The sequence below is a fragment of the Streptomyces sp. NRRL S-646 genome, from assembly GCF_000720765.1.
Taxonomy (GTDB): Bacteria; Actinomycetota; Actinomycetes; order Streptomycetales; family Streptomycetaceae; genus Streptomyces.
In genome coordinates, this window is the sequence record NZ_JODC01000018.1 from 17495 (window position 1) to 35885 (window position 18391).

The following is an 18391-nucleotide window of genomic DNA, read 5'->3' on the forward strand; positions in this document are numbered from 1 at the left end:
CTCACGCTCCCGTGGCGACGAGGAGGACGGCGACCGCCAGGACGACGGTGCCGGCGAGCAGCGCGCTCACATAGGTCTGCACATTGCCGGTCTGGGCGCGCCGTACGGCGGCACCGAGCAGGCGCGGTAGGGCGCCCGCGCCTCGTACGTAGGTCTCGACTACCTCGCGGTCCAGGAAGCGGACGAGGCTCGCTCCGCCCTGGACCGGGCGGACGAAGAGGGCCGCGTACACGGCGTCGAGGTGGAAGCCGACGGCTGCGTGCCGGTGCAGGGGGCCGAGCAGCAGTCGTCCCGGGTCTGCCGGGTCGGGCGCGTAGGCCACTCCCCCGTAGGCGGGCGTATGACTGGCGATGGCCTCGGCCTCGACGAGTCCGGCGTCGCCCTCGGGGTGGGCCGCGACCGCACCGAGCGGGACGCGGGACGCGAGGGCGGTGGTGTGCCGCCAGGCCGCATAGGTGACGATGCCGCCGACCAGGGCCACGCCCGTGCCGAGCACGGAGGTGGTCAGGGTGGGGGTGAGGTCACGGCCGTCGAACCAGTCGGGCAGCGAGCGGTAGGCGAGCCCGCCGAGCGCGAGGGAGGGGACGGCGAGCACCCACAGCACCACGGTCATGGTCAGTGGCTGGCGGCCGTGGTCGGGGGCTTCGGCGCCCCGGCCGTGGAAGGCCAGCAGCCACAGGCGCATCGCGTACGCGGCGGTGAGTACGGCGGTGAGCAGGCCGGCGACGAGGGTGATCCAGCCTGCGGCGCCGGGGGCGTGCCCAGTGTGGCCGGTGGCTACGTGCTCGGCCGCGCCGAGGACGGACTCCTTGGAGAAGAAGCCGCTGAAGGGCGGAATCGCGGCGAGCGCGAGAAGCGCCACGGTCATCGTCCAGTAGGCGTCGGGGATGCGTTCGCGCAGGCCCCGCATGCGGGACATGGTGGCCAGCGAGTTGGTGCCGGCGGCGTGGATGATCACGCCGGCCGCGAGGAACAGCAGCGCCTTGAAGGCACCGTGGGACAGGAGGTGGAAGACGGCGGCTCCGCGGTCGCCTACGGCGAGGGCGCCGGTCATGTAGCCGAGCTGGCCGATCGTCGAGTAGGCGAGGACGCGCTTGATGTCGTCCTGGGCGAGTGCGGCGAGACCCGAGCCGACCATCGTGACGGCGGCCATGACGGCGAGGACGACCATCGCGGCCCGGGAGGCCTCGAAGACCGGGAGGAGGCGGGCGATGAAGTAGACGCCGGCGGCCACCATCGTCGCGGCGTGGATCAGCGCGGAGACGGGCGTCGGGCCTGCCATCGCGTCGGGGAGCCAGGTGTGCAGCGGGAACTGCGCCGACTTGCCCGCCACCCCCGCCAGGAGCAGCAGGGCGATCAGTGTCGGGTGGTGGAGTCCGCCGCTCGCGACGGTGCCGAGGACCTTGGTGATGCGGAAGGAGCCGGCGTCGGTGGCGAGGGCGAACAGGCCGATGAGGAAGGGGACGTCACCGAGCTTGGTCACCAGGAAGGCCTTGATGGAGGCGGCGCGGGCCTCCGGGGTCTCCCAGTAGTGGCCGACCAGGAAGTACGAGCAGATACCCATGATCTCCCAGCCGACCAGCAGCACGATCAGGTCGCCGGAGTAGACGACGAGCAGCATCGCGGAGGTGAAGAGGGAGACGAGAGCGGCGTACGAGGGGTAGCGCGGGTCGTCGCGCAGGTAGCCCGTCGAGTAGATCTGCACGCAGGTGGCGACGACGCCGACCAGAACGGCGACGAGGGCGGCGAAGCCGTCGATGTGCAGGGCGAGTTCGATGGGGACCGAGCCGGTGGGCGTGAGCTCGGTGGCGGCGTCGATTGCCTGGTCGCCGCCCTGGCGCACGGCGACCAGCACGGCCAGCACGAGGGAGGCAAGGGTCGGCAGAACTGCGAGCGGGCGGACGAAGCCGGGGGCCGTGCGGCCCAGGAGCAGGCCGGAGGCGGCGCCCAGGAACGGCAGGAGGGGGACGAGGACGGCGAGGGTGGTCGTGGTCACGCGGCGGCCTCAGCCTTCCCGGTCTCTTCCGCCGTGAGGGCGTTGCCGTCGGGGCCGTCGCTCTCGTGGCCCTCGGCGCTGTCACGAAGTCTGTCGATGTCCGAGGTGCCGCGGTTGCGGTAGACGGCGAGGACGATCGCCAGGCCGATGCCGATCTCGGCGGCGGCGATGGCGATCGTGAACAGGGTCAGGGCCTGGCCGGAGTGCAGGGTCTCCTGGGCGGCCTTGCTGAGCCAGACGTCGAAGGCGACGAGGTTGAGGTTGACGGCGTTGAGCATCAGCTCGACGGACATCAGGACCAGGATCGCGTTGCGGCGGGCAAGGACGCCGTACAGGCCGGTGCAGAAGAGGAGGGCGGAGAGTACGGCGGGATAGGCGAGGTGCATCAGCGGGCGCCTTCCTGCTCGGCCGGGCTGTTTCGCTCGATCGGGTGATTACGGGAATCAGGGACGGATGGGGAACCACCGGTTGCGGCCCGGGAGTTCACAGGGGGAGAGCTCATCTCCGCCTTTGCCTTGCGGGACAGGACGATCGCGCCGACCAGGGCGGCGAGGAGGAGGACGGAGAGGGCCTCGAAGGGGAGGACCCAGTTCTGGAAGAGGCTCGCTCCGGTGACGGCGGTTGAGCCGGCCGCCGGGCCGTTGAGGTCGATCCAGGTCGTGCGGAAGGCATCGACGACAACCCAGACCAGGGCGGCGGCCGCGGCGACGGCCACGGTGAGCGCGGCCCACCGGTTGCCGGAGTCGGCGTCCGGGGAGCGGCCGATCGGAGCCTTGGTGAGCATCAGACCGAACAGGAGGAGAACGACGACGGAACCCACGTAGATGAGGACCTGCACCCAGGCGATGAACTCGGCGGTGAGCAGGAGGTATTCGACAGCAAGGCCGCCAAGGGTGACCACCAGCCACAGGGCGGCGTGCACCAGTTGCCGGGTGGTGACGGTGACCAGGGCTGCGCCGAAGGTGGCCAGGCCGACGAGGAGGAAGGCGATCTCGACACCGGTCGGGGAGAGGAAGCCGTGGGTGCCGGCGGCGGCCGTGGGCGTGTTGACGTGGGCTGCCGTCGCGTGAGCTGCCATGGCGTGTGCCACCGTCGCGGTGGCTGCGATGAGGGTCATGACGCGCCTCCCTCGGGTTCGGTCGGCCGCGCAGGCTCTGCAGGTTCGGTGGGCTCGGCCTGAGCAGCAGCGAGCTTCTCCGCGGTCTTGCGGGCGGCGGCGATCTCCTTCGGCTCCTCCGCGCCGGGGTCGAGGGCGGGCGGGGCCGGGACCGTCCACATCCACTCACGGAGCTTGTCGCGTTCGTGGGTGAGTTCGTGAATGTCGGTCTCGGCGTATTCGAACTCCGGGGACCAGAACAGGGCGTCGAAAGGACAGACCTCGATGCAGATACCGCAGTACATGCACAGGGAGAAGTCGATGGCGAAGCGGTCGAGAACGTTGCGGCTGCGTTCGCGGCCGCCCGGGGTGGCCGCCGGCACCGTCTCCTTGTGGGAGTCGATGTAGATGCACCAGTCCGGGCACTCCCGGGCGCAGAGCATGCAGACCGTGCAGTTCTCCTCGAACAGGCCGATGACACCGCGGGTGCGGGGCGGCAGGTCCGGCTGGACCTCCGGGTACTGCTCGGTGACGGTCTTCCGCGTCATCGTGCGGAGGGTGACCGCCAGGCCCTTGGCCAGGCCGGAGCCGGGGATGCGGGACCGGGTGGGCGGGAGCGGCTCAGCCATCAGGAGATCACCACCTTGACGATGCCCGTGAGGGCGATCTGAGCGAGGGAGAGGGGAACGAGGAGGGTCCAGGAGAGTTTCTGGAGCTGGTCCTCGCGCAGGCGGGGATAGGTGACGCGGAGCCAGATCACGAGGAAGGCGAGGACGGCCGTCTTCAGCAGGGTCCAGACCCAGCCGAGGCCGTCGGCGCCCCAGGGGCCGTGCCAGCCGCCCAGGAAGAGGACGGTGGTCAGGCCGCACAGGACGATGATTCCGGCGTACTCGGCGAGGAGGAACAGAGCGAAACGCAGGCCGGTGTACTCGGTGTACGCGCCGAAGATGATCTCCGAGTCGGCGACGGGCATGTCGAAGGGCGGGCGCTGGAGTTCGGCGAGACCGGCGACGAAGAAGACGATCGCGCCGACGATCTGCCAGGGCAGCCACCACCAGTGGAAGGCGTTCAGGATGCCGGGGAGGGAGACCGTGCCGGCCGCCATCGCGACGGAGGCGGCGGCGAGAAGCATCGGGAGTTCGTAGGCGAGCAGCTGCGCGGCGGTGCGGAGGCCGCCGAGGAGGGAGAACTTGTTGGCGGAGGCCCAGCCGGCCATGAGGGAGCCGAGGACGCCTACGCCCATCACCGCCAGGACGAAGAAGATGCCCGCGTCCAGGACCTGACCTACGGCGCCCTCGCCGGGGCCGATGGGGATGGCGAGCAGGACCAGGAGGTACGGGAGGAGTGCCACGGCGGGGGCGAGCTGGAAGATGCGGCGGTCCGCGCCCGCCGGGACGACGTCTTCCTTCTGCGCGAACTTCACGCCGTCGGCGACGAGTTGGGCCCAGCCGTGGAAGCCGCCGGCATACATCGGGCCGAGGCGACCCTGCATGTGGGCCATGACCTTGTGCTCGGTCTGGCCGACGATCAGGGGGAAGGTGAGGAAGACGACGAACACGATCAGGAGTCGCAGGGTGACGTCCAGAGCGTCGGTCACTGCGGGCCTCCTGCAGGGTCTTCGGGGGTCGCGGCCGGATCTTCGGCGGACGGATCTTCGGGGGTGGCGTGGGGGGACTTCTCGGCGGGGGCCTCCTTGGAGGAGGTCGGCCTTGAGGGGCTGTCACCGGGGGTTGTCTCGGCAGGGCCTGAACTCGTGTCGGAGTCGGTGGCGGCAGCAGCCGACGGTTTCGGGGAGGGTTCGGCTTCGACCGGCGGTTCGGCGACGGGCTCGGCAACCGCGCTCGGCTCAGCAGCCGGCTGCCGCTCGGGCACCGGGCTCGGCTCAGCCACCGGCTGCCGCTCCAGCACCGGGCTCGGCTCGCCCTCCGGGGCCGACTTCGAGTCCGCGCTCGGCTTGGTTTCCGCGCTCGGCTTGGTTTCCGCGCTCGGCTTCGTCCCATGCCTCGCTTCGGTCTCCGGGGCCGGCCCGCCCTCCGGGGCCGACTCGCTCTCCGGCGTCGGCTCACTCTCAGGCCTCGGCTCGGTCTCAGGCGTCGCCTCACTCCCAGGCCTCGGCTCGGTTTCCGGCTCGTCGAAAGCCGGGCGGGCGTGGTGCCACGGGGCGTCCGAACTGCGGGGGGCGAGTGCCGGTCGGGTGGTTGGGCTCTGTGGCGACGGGGTCCGGGGGGACTGCGAGGCCGAGCCTTCGCTCGCGCTGCGTGTGCGTCGCGGCGTTGCCGCACCGGAGGCACCCGGCTGCCGGTCGGCCGGGGCGCCCTCGGCGGGAGTCGACGCCGCCTGGCTCGCCGACCCCTCCGCCGCCGACCGCGCACGACGCGGAGCAGCCGCGGCATCGGCAGACGAGGCTGGCGTCGCCGCCTGGCTCGCCGACCCCTCCGCCGCCGACCGCGGACGACGCGGAGCAGCCGCGGCATCGGCAGACGAGGCTGGCGTCGCCGCCTGGCTCGCCGAGCCCTCCGCTGCCGAGCGGGCGCGGCGCACCGGGCGGTCGCCTGCGGTCCGCGCCGGGCGGTCGGCGGAGGGGCGGCCTGCGGCTCGGGTGGGGCGGGCCGGGGCAGGGGGGAGCTGGCCCTTCAGGGGGCCCCATTCGTTCGGGTCGGGGACGCCTGGGGGGAGCATCTGGCGGCGCTTGGGGCCGCCGTGGTCGGACTCGCCGGGTTCCTTGGCGCCCGGCCAGGCCTTGGCCACGCGGGCGGCCAGGACGAAGTCCTTGCGGAGGGGGTGGCCTTCGAAGGTTTCCGGGAGGAGGAGGTGGTCCAGGGCGGGGTGGCCCTCGAAGACGATGCCGAACATTTCGTGGGTCTCGCGTTCGTGCCAGGCCGCGCCCGCGTAGACGCCGACGGCGGAGGCCAGCGTCGGCGCCTCGTGCGGGACCGTGGTGCGCAGCAGCAGACGGCGTACGGGAGACAGGGAGACGACATGGGCCGAGACGCGGAGACCCGTGCCCGGTTCGTCGACCGCGCTCAGCCAGTCGAAGTAGGTGCACGACAGCTGGTCGCGGGCCACCTCCAGCGCTGCAGGCCAGGTCGCCGGCGGGACGTCGACCGTCAGGAGCTCGTACGACTCCTCGGCGGTGGCCCCCGTGCCGAACAGCTCGTCGGCGGGGGCGGGGAGCCAGCCGACCGTACTCATCGCCCCTCCCCCGAAGGAGACCCGGAAGCCGTAGGAGATCCGGAATCCGAAGGAGAGTCCGAAGGCGATCCGGCAGCCGGTGGCTTCACCAGGCCGCTTTGCAGGGCCGCCGCCGACGGGCGTGCCGGTCCCGTTCCGTACCGCTCCCCCAGCGACTCGCGGGCGATCTTCTCCTGGAGCTTCAGGATCCCCTGGAGGAGGGCCTCGGGGCGGGGCGGGCAGCCGGGGACATAGACGTCGACCGGGATGATCTGGTCGACGCCCTTGGTGACGGAGTAGGAGTCCCAGTAGGGGCCGCCGCAGTTGCTGCAGGCGCCGAAGGAGATGACGTACTTGGGTTCCGGCATCTGTTCGTACAGGCGCTTCACGGCTGGGGCCATCTTGTCGGTGACCGTGCCGGACACGACCATCAGGTCGGCCTGGCGGGGGCCCGGTGCGAAGGGGATGACGCCGAGGCGGATGAAGTCGTGGCGGGCCATCGACGCGGCGATGAACTCGATCGCGCAGCAGGCGAGGCCGAAGTTGAAGACCCAGAGCGAGTACCGGCGGCCCCAGTTCAGGACCACCTTCATCGGCTCGGGGGCCAGGCGCGCGAGGGCGCCCAGCCGTTTCGGCTCCGGGAGGAGTACAGGCTGACCGTTGGTGTCCGGCGTCGTCACGTCCATGCCAGGACGCCCTTCTTGTATGCGTACAGCAGGCCCACGGCCAGGAAGCCGAGGAAGATGAACATCTCGACCAGCGTGGTCACGCCGTACCCATCTCCAGCAAACACCGTGGCCCAGGGGAAAAGGAAGATCGAGTCGACAGCGAAGATGACGTACAGGAAGGCATAGACGTAGTAGCGGACCTGGGTGTGGGCCCAGCCCTCGCCGACGGGGTCGACTCCGCACTCGTACGTCAGGAGTTTCTCGGGAGTGGGGACCACGGGCCGCAGCAGTCGGCCGGCCCCGAAGGCGACCGCGACGAAGAGCACGCCGACGACGGCGAGCAGTCCGACGACCGAGTACGACTGGAAGTAGTCCGCCGCGACGACGGTCGGATCGGCGCCGGTCGATTCCCGCACGTCCGTACCCCTCGCTCCCTGCGACCTTGATGAACGCTGCTGTTCGACGATCTGTACGCACGGGAGTCTAGGCCCTGATAAAGAGACGGTAAGCAGCCCGTCACCGCTTGAGACGTCCTTGAGATGCGGGGAAGCCGCCGAGGAGCTGCCGGGGTGGGGTTTTCCCCAGGGGACGGGGGCGGCCGACCTCATGGCGCGGGCGCGCGGCGCGCGGCACGCTAGCCCATATGACCGAACGACACTCGCGCCCGATGGGGGCCCCGGAAGGTGACGGCGACCGTCTGCCGCCCGCCCGTTTCGCCTACGACCGCCACACCTGGAAGGAGATCGCGCATCTGCTGGCGAATCTTCCGGTGTCGCTGATCGGGTTCATCTACGTCGTGACGGTGCTGTTCACCGGGTTCTGGCTGACCGTGACGGTGGTCGGGTTCCCGCTGCTGGCCGCCGGTCTGACGGGCGCGCGGCTGCTGGGCAGGATGGAGCGGGCGCGGGCCAGGAAGCTGCTCGGGGTGCGGGTGGACGAGCCGAGCCGGCTGCCCGGACGCGGCGCCGGCTTCCTCCCGTGGCTGTGGATGAGGGTGAAGGACCCGGTGGGCTGGCGCACGGTGCTGTACGACTTCATCCGGCTGCCCTGGGGGATCCTGACCTTCGTCATCACGCTGACCTCGCTGTTCGTGCTGTGGCCGGTGCTGCCGTTCATCGCGCGGGGGCTGGCCAACGCCGACCGGGCGATGGTGCGCGGGCTGCTGTCGCCCTCAGACGAGTTGGAGCGGCGTATCGCGGAGCTGGAGTCGGACCGTGGGGTCGTGGTCGACACGGCCAACGCCGATCTGCGGCGCATCGAACGCGATCTGCACGACGGGGCGCAGGCCCGACTGGTCAATCTGGCGATGGGGCTGGGCCTGGCCAAGGAGAAGCTCCTGGAGGACCCCGACACTGCGGCGGAGATGGTCGCGGAGGCGCACGGCGAGGTGAAGCTGGCGCTGCAGGAGCTGCGGGACCTGGCCAGGGGGATCCATCCCGCCGTACTCACGGACCGGGGGCTCGATGCCGCGCTGTCCTCGGTCGCCTCGCGCTGCACGGTGCCCGTGAAGGTGACGGTCGACCTGGCCTCACGGCCGGCCGCGGCCATCGAGGGCATCGCCTACTTCACCGTCTCCGAGCTGCTGCAGAACGTCAGCAAGCACAGTGCGGCGAAGACCGCGTCCGTCGAGGTGTGGCGGGCGACGGACCGGCTGCTCATCCAGGTCGAGGACGACGGCCGCGGGGGCGCGCGCCTCGACGGAGGCTCGGGGATGCAGGGGCTCGCCGACCGGCTGGACGCCGTCGACGGACTGTTCGTCATCGACTCGCCGCAGGGCGGGCCGACCGTGGTCACGGCGGAGCTGCCGTGGCGCGACCGCGCTCCAGGTGAGAGGTAGGGAAAACCCCCCTTCCAAGACGCCGACGGCCTCCATGGTTCGCGGACCTGCAGCGCAGCAGGGTGGGGGTACGGCGGGGCAGCCGCAGCCGGACAGGGCGAACGGGACGAGTAGAACGGACGACGCCGATGGCCACGGAGTACGGACAGGGCTACGGGCACGACAGCGGGCTCGGGTTCACCGAGGGGACACGGCGCCGGCTGCCGGCCGGGCTGCGGGCCCCCTTCGAGGGGCGCAGCTGGCGCGAGTTCGGGTATGTGCTGCTGAGCCTGCCGATCGGCATCGTGCTCTTCGTCTACGCCGTCACGATGGTGTCGCTCGGGGCTGGTCTGCTGGTGACGTTCCTCGGCATTCCGGTGCTGGCGGCGGGGCTGGCCGGCTGCCGCGCCTTCGGGGCGCTGGAGCGGGCGCGGGCGCGGGGGCTGCTCGGGCTCGAGGTGGCCGATCCGGAGCCGCTGCGGATGAAGAAGTCCGGTGTGATGGCCTGGATGGGGGCCGTGCTGAAGAGCGGCACGTCGTGGCGGACGCTGCTGTACGCGCTGGTGCAGTTCCCGTGGTCGGTGTTCTCGTTCGTGGTCGCCGTCAACTTCTGGGCGTACGGGTGGGGGCTGCTGACGTATCCGCTGTGGTTCTGGCTCTTTCCGATGTACGGCGGTCAGGGCGGCCTTCAGCTGTACGGCGACGGCAGCCACAGCATCTACCTCGACAACCCCTTCGAGATCACCGTCACGGCGCTGGTGGGGCTGCTGTTCACGCTGGCGACGCCGTGGATCGTGCGGGCGCTGACGATGGTGGACCGGGTGCTGGTGCACGGTCTGCTCGGGCCGTCCCGGCTGGCGACACGGGTGGTGGAGCTGGAGTCGGACCGGGGCGTCGTGGTGGACACGGCGGCTGCGGATCTGCGGCGGATCGAGCGGGATCTGCATGACGGGGCGCAGGCCCGGCTGGTGGCGTTGGCCATGGATCTGGGGCTGGCGAAGGAGAAGCTGACGGAGGATCCGCGGGCGGCGGCGCGGATGGTGGACGAGGCGCACGGTGAGGTGAAGACGGCGCTGCAGGAGCTGCGGGATCTGGCGCGCGGGATTCATCCGGCGGTGCTGACGGACCGGGGGCTGGATGCGGCGCTGTCCGCTGTGGCCTCGCGGTGCACGGTGCCGGTGCAGGTGGAGGTGGATCTGATGGAGCGGCCGGCACCGGCGATCGAGGGGATCGCTTACTTCACGGTGTCGGAGTTGCTGCAGAACATCAGCAAGCATGCGCGGGCCACGTGGGCTGCGGTGGATGTGTGGCGGGTGGAGAGCCGGCTGATGGTGCAGGTTGTGGACAACGGGGTGGGTGGGGCGGATGCCTCCGGCGGGTCCGGGCTGGGGGGGCTTGCTGAGCGGTTGGATGCGGTGGACGGGATTCTGGTGGTGGATTCACCGGTGGGGGGGCCTACTCGGGTGACTGCGGAGTTGCCGTGGCGGGGGGAGCGGGCGCTGGGGTGAGTGCCAGGGCGGTTTCGCCCCCGCCGCCCTTACCCGTTCCCCTCCCCAGGGGCTCCGCCCTCGACCCCGCCGGGGGACTCCGCCCCTGGACCCCCGATCGGCCTACGGCCTCCTCCTCAAACGCCGGACGGGCTGAAAGGAAGCGGCCGGAACCCGTCGTGTCGGGTGCGGAATCCCGTTGATTCCCGTTGGTCAGGGGCGGTCGGGTCCGAATGCTGGAATGCTGGACTACTGGCAGACGCAGTCGGGCTGGGGGGCCGGGGATCGTGGAGGACAAGGTGCGGGTGGTCATCGCCGAGGATTCAGTGCTGCTCAGGGAGGGGCTGACCCGGCTGTTGACCGACCGTGGGCATGATGTGGTCGCCGGGGTGGGTGACGGGGACGCGCTGATCAAGACCATCACCGAGCTGGACGCGCAGGGTGAGCTGCCCGATGTCGTGGTCGCCGATGTGCGGATGCCGCCGACGCACACCGACGAAGGTGTGCGGGCCGCGGTGCAGCTGCGGAAGGCCCATCCGGGGCTCGGTGTGCTCGTGCTGTCGCAGTACGTGGAGGAGCGGTACGCCACCGAACTGCTGGCCGGTTCCAGTCATGGCGTCGGATATCTGCTCAAGGACCGGGTGGCCGAGGTCCGGGAGTTCGTGGATGCAGTGGTGCGAGTGGCCAAGGGAGGTACCGCACTGGACCCGGAAGTGGTCGCGCAGCTGCTCGGGCGCAGCCGTAAGCAGGATGTGCTGGCCGGGCTCACCCCGCGGGAGCGGGAGGTGCTGGGGCTGATGGCCGAGGGGCGTACGAACTCGGCCGTCGCGCGGCAGCTGGTGGTGAGCGACGGCGCGGTGGAGAAGCACGTCAGCAACATCTTCCTGAAGCTCGGGCTGTCCCAGAGTGACGGGGATCACCGGCGGGTTCTCGCGGTCCTCACCTATCTGAACTCCTGACGCGCTGACACTGAGTCAGTAATTGCGCGTTCAGTCGTCGATCCACTGTCCGTCCAGCGTCCACCCATAGAACCGAACGAATCGCGCGAAGCGTCTTCAAAGGGAGCGCCGGGGGCGAGAAATCATGACAAGTCAGGGCGTCACACCGTCTCAAAACCGTGTCCATGATGCGAATGGCCACGGGAAGGCGACCCTAACGGACGTAGGGTTGATCCTGGGAAGGCCCACGGGAAGGCCGGTCCCAGACAGCCGCCTCGAGGGAGGTCCAGTTCAGTGACCAGCCAGGTCAGCAGGACAGCGGAGCAGGCAGACGGAGCCGTCGTCGGAGAGCAGCGGGGGCCGGGCGGAACAAAGGACGTACGCAGGCTGGACCGGGTGATCATCCGGTTCGCGGGGGACTCCGGTGACGGTATGCAGCTCACCGGTGACCGTTTCACCTCCGAGACCGCGTCCTTCGGGAACGATCTGTCCACTCTTCCGAACTTCCCCGCCGAGATCCGGGCTCCTGCCGGGACCCTGCCGGGTGTGTCGTCCTTCCAGCTGCACTTCGCCGACCACGACATCCTCACCCCGGGCGACGCGCCCAATGTGCTGGTCGCCATGAACCCCGCCGCGCTCAAGGCCAACATCGCCGACCTGCCGCGCGGCGCGGAGATCATCGTCAACACGGACGAGTTCACCAAACGGGCGATGCAGAAGGTCGGGTACGCCGCCTCTCCGCTGGAGGACGGCTCGCTCGACGGGTACAGCCTGCACGAGGTGCCGCTGACCACCCTCACGGTGGAGGCGCTCAAGGAGTTCGACCTGACCCGCAAGGAGGCCGAGCGCAGCAAGAACATGTTCGCGCTGGGCCTGCTGAGCTGGATGTATCACCGGCCGACCGAGGGCACGGAGAAGTTCCTCAGGACCAAGTTCGCCAAGAAGCCCGAGATCGCGGCCGCGAACCTCGCCGCCTTCCGCGCGGGCTGGAACTTCGGCGAGACGACCGAGGACTTCGCGGTCTCCTACGAGATCGCCCCGGCCACGACCGCCTTCCCGACCGGGACTTACCGCAACATCTCCGGGAACCTGGCCCTCGCCTACGGCCTGATCGCGGCCTCGCGCCAGGCCGACCTGCCGCTGTTCCTGGGCTCGTACCCGATCACTCCCGCCTCGGACATCCTGCACGAGCTGAGCAGGCACAAGAACTTCGGCGTACGGACCTTCCAGGCGGAGGACGAGATCGCCGGCATCGGCGCGGCCCTGGGCGCGGCCTTCGGCGGCTCGCTGGGCGTGACGACGACCTCCGGCCCGGGTGTGGCGCTCAAGAGCGAGACCATCGGCCTCGCCGTCTCACTGGAGCTGCCGCTTCTCGTCATCGACATCCAGCGCGGCGGGCCGTCCACCGGGCTGCCGACCAAGACCGAGCAGGCCGATCTGCTGCAGGCCATGTTCGGGCGCAACGGCGAGGCCCCGGTGCCGATCGTCGCGCCGCGCACCCCGGCCGACTGCTTCGACGCGGCCATGGAGGCGGCGCGGATCGCGCTGACGTACCGCACTCCGGTGATGCTGCTCTCCGACGGCTATCTGGCCAACGGCTCGGAGCCCTGGCGCATCCCGGAACTGGACGAACTCCCGGACCTGACCGTGCAGTTCGCGCAGGGCCCGAACCACACCCTGGACGACGGCAGCGAGGTGTTCTGGCCGTACAAGCGCGACCCGCAGACCCTCGCCCGCCCCTGGGCCGTCCCCGGCACGCCCGGCCTCGAGCACCGTATCGGCGGCATCGAGAAGGAGGACGGGACCGGGAACATCTCGTACGCGCCCGCCAACCACGACTTCATGGTCCGCACCCGGCAGGCCAAGATCGACGGCATCGACGTGCCGGAGCTGGAGGTCGACGACCCGCACGAGGCGCGCACGCTGGTGCTCGGCTGGGGTTCGACCTACGGACCGATCACTGCGGCCGTACGGCGGCTGCGCACGGCCGGGGAGTCCATTGCGCAGGCCCATCTGCGCCACCTCAACCCGTTCCCGCGGAATCTCGGCGCGGTCCTGAAGCGTTACGACAAAGTGGTGATTCCCGAGATGAACCTCGGGCAGCTCGCCACGCTGATCCGGGCGAAGTACCTGGTCGACGCCCACTCGTACAACCAGGTGAACGGCATGCCGTTCAAGGCCGAGCAGCTCGCCACGGCTCTCAAGGAGGCCATCGATGGCTGAGACGTCCACGGAAGGCACGGGCACGATCGAGGCGCTCTCGCTCGTTCCCAAGGCCGAGGCCCGCCAGTCCATGAAGGACTTCAAGTCCGACCAGGAAGTGCGCTGGTGCCCCGGCTGCGGTGACTACGCGATCCTGGCGGCCGTCCAGGGCTTCATGCCGGAGCTCGGCCTTGCCAAGGAGAACATCGTCTTCGTCTCGGGCATCGGCTGCTCGTCGCGCTTCCCGTACTACATGAACACGTACGGCATGCACTCGATCCACGGGCGGGCGCCCGCCATCGCGACCGGGCTCGCCTCCAGCCGTCGGGACCTGTCCGTCTGGGTGGTCACCGGCGACGGCGACGCCCTGTCCATCGGCGGCAACCACCTCATCCACGCGCTGCGCCGCAATGTGAACCTGAAGATCCTGCTGTTCAACAACCGGATCTACGGCCTGACCAAGGGGCAGTACTCGCCGACCTCGGAGGTCGGCAAGATCACCAAGTCGACGCCGATGGGTTCGCTGGACGCGCCCTTCAACCCGGTGTCGCTGGCGATCGGCGCGGAGGCCTCCTTCGTCGCCCGCACCATCGACTCCGACCGCAAGCATCTGACGGAGGTGCTGCGCCAGGCGGCCGCCCACCAGGGCACGGCGCTGATCGAGATCTACCAGAACTGCAACATCTTCAACGACGGCGCCTTCGACGCCCTCAAGGACAAGCAGCAGGCCGAGGAGGCGGTGATCCGGCTCGAGCACGGGAAACCGATCCGCTTCGGCAGCGACCTGTCCAAGGGCGTCGTCCGGGATGCGGCCACCGGTGATCTGAAGGTGGTCGATGTGACGGCGGACAACGAGTCCCGGATTCTGGTCCACGATGCGCACGCCGAGTCGCCGACCACCGCCTTCGCGCTGTCCCGGCTGGCCGACCCGGACACCCTGCACAACACGCCGATCGGTGTGCTGCGGTCCGTGGACCGGCCGGTGTACGACACCCAGATGGCCGACCAGCTGGACACGGCGATCGTGCAGAACGGCAAGGGCGACCTGGCCGCGCTGCTGGCGGGTGGCGACACCTGGACGGTCGTCGGCTGACCGATCCGCACAGACGGAGGGCCCGGATGCAGCGGTGCGGCATCCGGGCCCTCGGTGTCGGAGGTCAGGGGTCGGAGTCGGATGTCAGGCGTCGGGGATGTCCTTCTTGGCGCGGATGAGGGTCTCTCGGCTGATCACGACAATGCGTTCGTAGTCGGCTCGGGCGGCGTCCTGGGGCAGGTGGGGGTCGAGGGCGGTCGTTGCTTCGGTCCCGATGACGGCGAAGTTCCCGTCACTGAGTTCGAACAGATCGGGGCAGGTCTCCTGGGTGTAGCTGCCTCTTTTACGAGGGGGATCGCCGAGGCGGCGCGCGATCCGGACGGACGTGAACTCGTCGTGCAACTGGGCCGTCCCCTCCCGGGGCTGATAGCCCCGCCTGAGCGGGGCGCAGCCGCTTTCGGCCCACCCCGTAAAACCCGTCGCACTTATTGATGTGCCGTGAGACGCACGATTATGCGGCGCCTTCGGCGCCCACTTGGATCGTCGGGAGCACGCAGTGGCTCATTCATGCGCCGGGGGCTCGGGCACCGACCCCACCACCCACCATTCGTCGGGGTCGTCGGCCAGTTCCTCCAGCATGACGTCGACGACCGAGCCGACCTTCGCGTCCACGGACTCCGCCGGCAGGCTCCGCCGGTGCTCGGCCGTGCGGTCCCAGTACTCGGCGAACACGGAGTTGCGGCACAGCACCCGCAGATGCCCGAGCAGCTGGTCCCAGTCGAGCGCGCCCACCCGGTGGGCGAGGACGAGAGCGCCGAACTGCCGGTTGGCGTACATCATCTGACGGCGCTTCAGTTCACTGAGGCCGTCCAGCGTGCTCGACGCGTCGGCGAGTGCGGAGTCGTCGCTGGCCCGGTCCAGCTGGTCGGTGGTGAGGCGGTAGTGCTGGATGAGGTTGGCCCGGTGGATCTCCTCGGTCATCAGCGCGAGCTGTTTCAGCAGCTCCAGCAGCAGCTCCTCCTGGCGCCGCCGGGTGCCGCGGGCGAAGGACACCCGCATCAGTCCCAGCCCCGCCGCCAGTGCAGAACCGATACTTCGCGCGGCCACGTTCCGCCGTAAAGCCATCTCGAGGAATCCCCCTGGATCAGGTGACCGTGCACCGGCCGACGATGCACGGACGGCGCACGGCAGGGCATGACATCCCGCCTCCAGCGTGCCCGGTGCCGTCGGGCGGTGCGGAAGGCGGAGAGGGGGCGCATGGAAGGACGTACCGCGCCTGCCTGTCCGCGCCCTGACACTCGTGTGCCCGGCGAGCGCCCGCCGCATGCGTCCGGCAGCTGCCGGCGGACGCGTCGGCCCTGCTCAGCACGGGGGCACCTGCCGCTCGAACGCAGCCGAGAGTGGGGGAGCTCAGCTGTGGCGCTTCCCCGCGTCGTACGCGTCCCGCGCCTGCTGTACGGCGTCCATCCGCTGCTCGGTCCACACCGCGAGGGCCCTTACCTGCTGCGCCGCCTCGCGCCCCAGGTCGGTCAGGGAGTAGTCGACCCTCGGCGGGATCACGGGCTTGGCGTCGCGGTGCACCAGCCCGTCGCGCTCCAGGGTCTGCAGGGTCTGGGTGAGCATCTTCTCGCTGACACGACCGATGGCCCGGCGCAGTTCGCTGAAGCGGTAGGGGCGCTCCAGGAGCTCGATCAGGACCAGCACGCCCCAGCGGCTGGTGAGGTGCTCCAGGACGAGGCGGTAGGGGCACATCGCCTCGCCGGTGTCGTACTTGGCGACCTTGGTGCCCTTGGCGACGAGTTCCGGCTGGACTGCGGTTTCCGGGTTGCTTACTGCCATGCCAGTACCTTACTTCAAAGTGGGTACTTTCCAAGAGTTAGCGCACCTCCTAGGGTTAGTGACATCCGCACCCCACAAGGAGATCGCAGATCATGAGCATCGTCGTCACCGGATCCACCGGACACCTGGGCCGTCACGTCGTGGAGCAGCTGCTGGAAAAGGTCCCGGCAGAGCAGATCACCGCCGTCGTACGCGACGAGGCGAAGGGCGCCGACTATGCCGCACGCGGCGTGAAGCTCGCGGTCGCCGACTACAACGCTCCCGAGACCTTCGGCAGCCTGTTCTCGGCAGGTGACAAGGTGCTGCTCATCTCCGGCAACGAGTTCGACAAGGGCCGTGTCGGCCAGCACAAGGTGGTCATCGAGGCCGCGAAGGCCGCCGGTGTCGCGCTGCTCGCCTACACCAGCGCCCCCGGCAGCCTGACGGCCGCGCTGGCCGACGACCACCGCGGCACCGAGGAGGCCCTCGTCGCCTCCGGCGTCCCGTACGCACTGCTGCGCAACGGCTGGTACCACGAGAACTACACCGAGAACCTGGCCCCCGTGCTGGAGCACAACGCCGTGGTCGCCGCTGCCGGTGAGGGCCGGGTCTCCTCCGCCTCGCGCGCCGACTACGCGGCCGCCGCCGTCGCCGTGCTGACCGGCGAGGGCCACGAGAACAAGACCTACGAGCTGGGCGGCGACGAGGCGTGGAGCTTCGCCGAGTACGCGGCCGAGGTCAGCAAGGCGACCGGCAAGGAGATCACCTACAGCCCCGTCTCCGTCGAGGCCTACACCGGGATCCTGACCGGTGCCGGGCTGCCCGGCCCGCTCGCCGCCATCCTTGCAGGTGTGGACGCCTCCATCGAGAAGGGCGAGCTGGTCGTCTCCACCGGCGACCTGTCCCGCCTGACCGGCCGTCCGACCACGCCGCTCGCCGACGCGATCGCGGTGGCGGTCAAGGGCTGACACCTCCGGGCACCCCGGACGACCTGGACAACAGGACAGCCCGAGGGCCGGACTCCCCTGCCGGCCCCGGGTGCAACACCCCCGCCTGTCATGACCGTATGGCGATACGGGTATGACAGGCGGGGGCGCTCGGCGTTACCTTCTGCCTGGCACGCGTGCGCGACGAGGTGAGGAGGGGGCCCGTGACCGGGAAGTCGAGGGGCGAGCGGCGCACAGGACTGCTGAACGGCTTCGCCGCCTACGGGATGTGGGGCCTCGTACCCCTCTTCTGGCCCCTGCTGAAGCCCGCCGGCGCCCTTGAGATCCTCGCCCACCGGATGGCATGGTCCCTGGTCTTCGTGGGCGCCGCGCTCGTAGTGATGCGGCGCTGGGCCTGGGCGGGCAGGCTGCTGCGGCAGCCGCGCAGACTGGGGCTCGTCGCGGTTGCCGCGGCCGTCATCACCGTCAACTGGGGCGTGTACATCTGGTCCGTCAACAGCGGCCATGTCGTCGAGGCCTCGCTCGGGTACTTCATCAACCCGCTGGTCACCATCGCGATGGGCGTGCTGCTCCTGAAGGAGCGGCTGCGGCCCGTGCAGTGGGTGGCGGTCGGGACCGGCTTCGCGGCGGTGGTCGTGCTCACGGTGGGATACGGGCAGCCGCCGTGGATCTCGCTCACGCTCGCCTTCTCGTTCGCGACGTACGGGCTGGTGAAGAAGAAGGTCGGGCTCGGCGGGATCGAGTCGCTGGCCGCGGAGACCGCGATCCAGTTCCTGCCCGCGGTGGCTTATCTGCTGTGGCTGACCTCGCACGGCTCCTCGACGTTCGCGACGCAAGGGGTGGGGCACGGGGCGTTGCTCGCCGCGACCGGGGTGGTGACCGCGTTGCCTCTGGTCTGTTTCGGGGCGGCGGCGATTCGGGTGCCGTTGTCGACGCTGGGGCTGCTGCAGTATCTGGCGCCGGTGTTTCAGTTTCTGCTCGGGGTTCTGTACTTCCATGAGGCGATGCCGGTGGAGCGGTGGGCCGGGTTTGCGTTGGTGTGGGTTGCCTTGTGTCTGCTGACGTGGGACGCGTTTCGCTCTGCGAGCAGGCTTGGCCGGGTTCGCGTGCCGAAGGTTGAGGCGGCGCCGTCCGCTGCGGTGGACGTCTGACTGGGGGCTCTGCCCCCAGGCCCCCGTATCGGCCTGAACGGCCTCGTCCTCAAACGCCGGACGGGCTG

18 protein-coding genes are annotated in these 18391 nt (G+C 70.0%); 7 read left to right on the forward strand and 11 right to left on the reverse strand.

Annotation, left to right across the window (positions count from 1 at the left end; genetic code table 11):
* Nucleotide 1: 1 nt before the first annotated feature.
* The 8 genes from IH68_RS0138585 to IH68_RS0138620 are packed head-to-tail and all read right to left on the reverse strand — an operon-like array spanning nucleotide 2 to nucleotide 7347.
* Nucleotides 2–1996, reverse strand: coding sequence for an NADH-quinone oxidoreductase subunit L (locus IH68_RS0138585; RefSeq protein ID WP_030945191.1), 1995 nt, complete (start codon nucleotides 1994–1996; stop codon nucleotides 2–4).
* Nucleotides 1993–2382, reverse strand: coding sequence for an NADH-quinone oxidoreductase subunit NuoK (gene nuoK, locus IH68_RS0138590; RefSeq protein WP_030945192.1), 390 nt, complete (start codon nucleotides 2380–2382; stop codon nucleotides 1993–1995). Before nuoK ends, IH68_RS0138585 begins: the two co-directional genes overlap by 4 nt.
* Nucleotides 2382–3113 (reverse strand): NADH-quinone oxidoreductase subunit J, encoded by a 732-nt coding sequence (locus IH68_RS0138595; protein ID WP_420719029.1) that lies wholly within the window; start codon nucleotides 3111–3113, stop codon nucleotides 2382–2384. The genes nuoK and IH68_RS0138595 overlap by 1 nt, the downstream gene beginning before the upstream one ends.
* The gene (locus tag IH68_RS0138600) at nucleotides 3110–3721 is read right to left on the reverse strand and encodes a NuoI/complex I 23 kDa subunit family protein (RefSeq protein WP_030945198.1); all 612 of its coding nucleotides are present in this window, start codon (nucleotides 3719–3721) and stop codon (nucleotides 3110–3112) included. Before IH68_RS0138600 ends, IH68_RS0138595 begins: the two co-directional genes overlap by 4 nt.
* Nucleotides 3721–4689, reverse strand: coding sequence for a complex I subunit 1/NuoH family protein (locus IH68_RS0138605; RefSeq protein WP_030945200.1), 969 nt, complete (start codon nucleotides 4687–4689; stop codon nucleotides 3721–3723). The genes IH68_RS0138600 and IH68_RS0138605 overlap by 1 nt, the downstream gene beginning before the upstream one ends.
* Nucleotides 4686–6284 (reverse strand): NADH-quinone oxidoreductase subunit C, encoded by a 1599-nt coding sequence (locus tag IH68_RS0138610; protein ID WP_030945204.1) that lies wholly within the window; start codon nucleotides 6282–6284, stop codon nucleotides 4686–4688. Before IH68_RS0138610 ends, IH68_RS0138605 begins: the two co-directional genes overlap by 4 nt.
* The gene (locus IH68_RS0138615) at nucleotides 6281–6949 is read right to left on the reverse strand and encodes an NADH-quinone oxidoreductase subunit B (RefSeq protein WP_030945207.1); all 669 of its coding nucleotides are present in this window, start codon (nucleotides 6947–6949) and stop codon (nucleotides 6281–6283) included. The genes IH68_RS0138610 and IH68_RS0138615 overlap by 4 nt, the downstream gene beginning before the upstream one ends.
* Nucleotides 6940–7347 carry an NADH-quinone oxidoreductase subunit A gene (locus IH68_RS0138620; RefSeq protein WP_030945210.1) on the reverse strand — a complete coding sequence of 136 codons (408 nt, stop codon included), beginning with the start codon at nucleotides 7345–7347 and terminating at the stop codon, nucleotides 6940–6942. Before IH68_RS0138620 ends, IH68_RS0138615 begins: the two co-directional genes overlap by 10 nt.
* Nucleotides 7348–7574: 227 nt before the next feature.
* Between IH68_RS0138620 and IH68_RS0138625 the strand changes: the two genes are divergently transcribed.
* The 5 genes from IH68_RS0138625 to IH68_RS0138645 all read left to right on the forward strand — a co-directional run bounded on the left by IH68_RS0138625 (nucleotide 7575) and on the right by IH68_RS0138645 (nucleotide 14467).
* Complete coding sequence (locus tag IH68_RS0138625) at nucleotides 7575–8768, forward strand: sensor histidine kinase (RefSeq protein WP_030945212.1); 1194 nt, start codon at nucleotides 7575–7577, stop codon at nucleotides 8766–8768.
* 128 nt (nucleotides 8769–8896) lie between these two features.
* Complete coding sequence (locus IH68_RS0138630; RefSeq protein ID WP_030945214.1) at nucleotides 8897–10255, forward strand: sensor histidine kinase; 1359 nt, start codon at nucleotides 8897–8899, stop codon at nucleotides 10253–10255.
* 278 nt (nucleotides 10256–10533) lie between these two features.
* Complete coding sequence (locus tag IH68_RS0138635) at nucleotides 10534–11193, forward strand: response regulator transcription factor (protein ID WP_324607698.1); 660 nt, start codon at nucleotides 10534–10536, stop codon at nucleotides 11191–11193.
* 273 nt (nucleotides 11194–11466) lie between these two features.
* Nucleotides 11467–13395 (forward strand): 2-oxoacid:acceptor oxidoreductase subunit alpha, encoded by a 1929-nt coding sequence (locus IH68_RS0138640; protein ID WP_030945217.1) that lies wholly within the window; start codon nucleotides 11467–11469, stop codon nucleotides 13393–13395.
* On the forward strand, nucleotides 13388–14467 hold the full coding sequence (locus IH68_RS0138645; RefSeq protein WP_030945219.1) for a 2-oxoacid:ferredoxin oxidoreductase subunit beta: 1080 nt from the start codon (nucleotides 13388–13390) through the stop codon (nucleotides 14465–14467). The genes IH68_RS0138640 and IH68_RS0138645 overlap by 8 nt, the downstream gene beginning before the upstream one ends.
* Nucleotides 14468–14551: 84 nt before the next feature.
* Here the strand turns inward: IH68_RS0138645 and IH68_RS0138650 are convergent, their stop codons facing one another.
* The 3 genes from IH68_RS0138650 to IH68_RS0138660 all read right to left on the reverse strand — a co-directional run bounded on the left by IH68_RS0138650 (nucleotide 14552) and on the right by IH68_RS0138660 (nucleotide 16159).
* Nucleotides 14552–14809, reverse strand: coding sequence for a hypothetical protein (locus IH68_RS0138650; protein ID WP_030945221.1), 258 nt, complete (start codon nucleotides 14807–14809; stop codon nucleotides 14552–14554).
* Nucleotides 14810–14968: 159 nt separating this feature from the next.
* Nucleotides 14969–15514 carry a DUF6082 family protein gene (locus IH68_RS50675; protein WP_234341744.1) on the reverse strand — a complete coding sequence of 182 codons (546 nt, stop codon included), beginning with the start codon at nucleotides 15512–15514 and terminating at the stop codon, nucleotides 14969–14971.
* Nucleotides 15515–15817: 303 nt separating this feature from the next.
* Nucleotides 15818–16159, reverse strand: a complete 342-nt coding sequence (locus IH68_RS0138660) for a winged helix-turn-helix transcriptional regulator (RefSeq protein WP_051833966.1) — start codon at nucleotides 16157–16159, stop codon at nucleotides 15818–15820.
* Nucleotides 16160–16338: 179 nt separating this feature from the next.
* Between IH68_RS0138660 and IH68_RS0138665 the strand changes: the two genes are divergently transcribed.
* Nucleotides 16339–17193 (forward strand): SDR family oxidoreductase, encoded by an 855-nt coding sequence (locus IH68_RS0138665; protein WP_030945227.1) that lies wholly within the window; start codon nucleotides 16339–16341, stop codon nucleotides 17191–17193.
* Nucleotides 17194–17375: 182 nt separating this feature from the next.
* Complete coding sequence (gene rarD, locus IH68_RS0138670; protein ID WP_037885982.1) at nucleotides 17376–18323, forward strand: EamA family transporter RarD; 948 nt, start codon at nucleotides 17376–17378, stop codon at nucleotides 18321–18323.
* Nucleotides 18324–18391 lie beyond the last annotated feature (68 nt).